Below are 2,569 nucleotides of genomic sequence, written 5' to 3'. Positions count from 1 at the left end.
TGGACTTCGGGTTGCGTGCCATGGTCGGTCTCCTTGAAAACCATCATAGGCCTGCACACAAAAATCCTGACAGTCCCAGGTGTCAGACTACGTTTTCCGGCAAGATCTGCCTGAAATTGCAGTCTGACACCTTATTTTTAATTACCCTCCGGACCTTTTCTTCAGAATCGGAACCTATCAAGCCAATTTCGGTTTTTTCATCATCCTCAAGAAAAATAAATGGCTCAAAGATCACTCCAATAAAATACGAATTTACAATCCTCATCCATCTCGCCTTAGCTTAGAACACCGATTGCAAACTCGTTTTTTAAAATACCGTCAACCCTCACTCTCTCCCAATAATCCAAACCCAGCCCATTTGACATAGATTTAATAAATCGCGATAGAGAGCGTGAACGCGCAGCTTGGCCGCTGCCGGGCCAACCAAATACCCATGCCAATTTCATTGGAACTCGTTACAAAATTCAACATAAGCTTGAATCAAATTCGACGCGGTCTGATGAGCGAGGTTCATTTCGACAAACCGCGCTTTGCAGTAGGCGTAAGACACACCCAGCAGCTCTTCAACCTCCTCCCGTAGCCCAGCAATAGCTGAAACATTATCTCCATCGAAATAAATCATGAATTTTTTATTACTAGCCCAAATAACTCCCCCTCCCCAATAAGGCAAATTATCTTCCGACACCTCAAACAAAACGCCAGGATTCTCATCTGCCAAATTGAACTTTCGCGTTGCTATTGTTAAGGCCGAAAATTTCTTTGAATATTCCCACTCCGTTTTCTCGAACATAGCCACATTCAAGAACCGATCACCCCTCCCCTCCGAAAAAGCACAAACTCGAGCAAGAAAATCTATAACAGAACCATCTTCTTTCTTAAGCCGTCTAACATCCCCTTCCCACAGGGGGAAAACAACCCATCCATTTGATCTTAAAAAATCCTTAGAAAATAGAACGTGAGACCACCCTCCTTCGCCGCTCTCTCTAAAACTTCTATTCTCCAATTCGTAAGTACTCATACTGGAAGAAATAAAACCAACAATACCCATAAAATCATCATGAAAATCTGTATTTGTCTTCATCATTTAAAACCTAATTTTTATCGGATCACCAACCCCTTCTGGCCGCAGAATCTGAATACTTGGCGAAACCGTAGACGTACTGACAGGGTATAGCGTAGCAGTTGAACCATCCGTCAAAGTCACCACTTGCGCTCCATTAGGATATTTTTTCGAAGTACCCGCAATAGCCGGCAAAGAATCAAATGCGTTCTGCGCTGCTGCGATCCCCCCGCTACCCGTCCAATTTACATACTCCGATCCCCGGCCTGTAGTATTGGACATCCCTTCAATTACATTCTCAATAGCTTTGTCTACCTGACTTACGTTAAGAATGAGTGTTGGCGTCTGCTGCTCAGGCAACGGCGTCACGCTGCCACCGTCATGCTGCACCGTGTCCGCCTCATAGCCCGGTGTGCCGCCAGTTTGAACCGGCTCACCCGGCCAACTCGGAATCTCCGAACCAAACGTCTCCTTCTCGGAAGGCAGCGGCGGCGGCGTATCCACCCTCACCACATCGCCAGGCTTACCCGGCAGCGCCGTCTCGCGCCCCACCGCGCTGCCCACGAATTCCGACACCCAGTTTCCTACGGCATCAGACGCAGCGGTAATACCCACCAGCGCAGCCGTTCCCACATAGATGGCGCCGTCCTTCATTTGCACGGCAACGTAGACGGTCTTGTCCGACACGTACGTGACTGCCCGCTGGCAGCTCGGCGTCGTTGCACACTTGGCCGCCGCCGCGCTAACCGCAGGGATTGCGAGCTGCCCCCAGTTCTGCGATGTCTCCAGCTCCGCCGCAGTACCCGCCGTTGCCGCATCCGCTCCCGCAGCGCTCGCTATGCCGGCCACCAGACTTGTGACCAGATTGCGCCGCGCTTCGACTTGCTCGGGAGTTAGGCCCTCGGGCGAGCCCATCAGGCTGTTGAGGATGCTGCCCGCGCTCGCACCCAAGGCGCCCGAAGCGCAGGCTGCACCTTGGCCTGCGGCGCCCGCGCATCCCACGATGCCGTGCAACGCCGCGCGTGCAGCCTCCGCTTGCGGATCCCTGCCTAGGCTATCGGCGATCTGCTTCACCTGGGCTGCCCCAAGACCTTGAAGGTAGTTCACCGCGGCCGACTGCACGAATGCGCTGGTCGATCCCGTCACGTTTGCGCCAGCCGCGCCCGACAACGCTAACAAGACCAAGCCGTACTTGCCACCAGCACTCCAATCCTGAGCGCGTTGCGCCTGATCCATGAGCGCGCTCATGCTTGCCGCGTCGTTGGCTCCGCCTGTCTCGATCGCGTCGGATAGCGCCTTCTCTGCCGCCTGCTTCTCCTTCGCCCGATTCGTCAAAAACTGTCCCACCTGCCGCTGGGCCTCTGACGCAATCTCAAACCCCGCCTCGATCTTCTCCTTGTCAAAAATCGGCTTCAGCGCATTCAACGTATCGGTCGTGTCCCGATTCAACGACGCGATCGTCTCCGCTGCCGTCTTGCCGGTCAGGGCCAACTGCCCCGCCTCGTCACG

General features: G+C 53.4%; 2 protein-coding genes and 1 pseudogene. 1 reads left to right on the top strand and 2 read right to left on the bottom strand.

Annotated elements, in window-relative coordinates; translation table 11 throughout:
* Positions 1-284 (top strand): hypothetical protein (locus tag WBR68_RS31095; RefSeq protein WP_230696231.1); only part of this gene is annotated, 284 nt, incomplete at its 5' end.
* 158 nt (positions 285-442) lie between these two features.
* Here the strand turns inward: WBR68_RS31095 and WBR68_RS31090 are convergent.
* Both WBR68_RS31090 and WBR68_RS31085 read right to left on the bottom strand, forming a co-directional pair.
* Positions 443-1,084, bottom strand: coding sequence for a hypothetical protein (locus WBR68_RS31090; protein ID WP_230696230.1), 642 nt, complete (start codon positions 1,082-1,084; stop codon positions 443-445).
* Positions 1,085-2,569 (bottom strand): annotated as a pseudogene (locus WBR68_RS31085) (hypothetical protein); the annotation flags it as partial.

The organism is Achromobacter sp. JD-1 (genome assembly GCF_038594925.1).
GTDB classification, from domain to species: Bacteria; Pseudomonadota; Gammaproteobacteria; order Burkholderiales; family Burkholderiaceae_B; genus Achromobacter; species Achromobacter spanius_C.
Note: the sequence above shows the minus strand (reverse complement) of the source record. Positions and strands in the feature narration are given on the sequence as shown.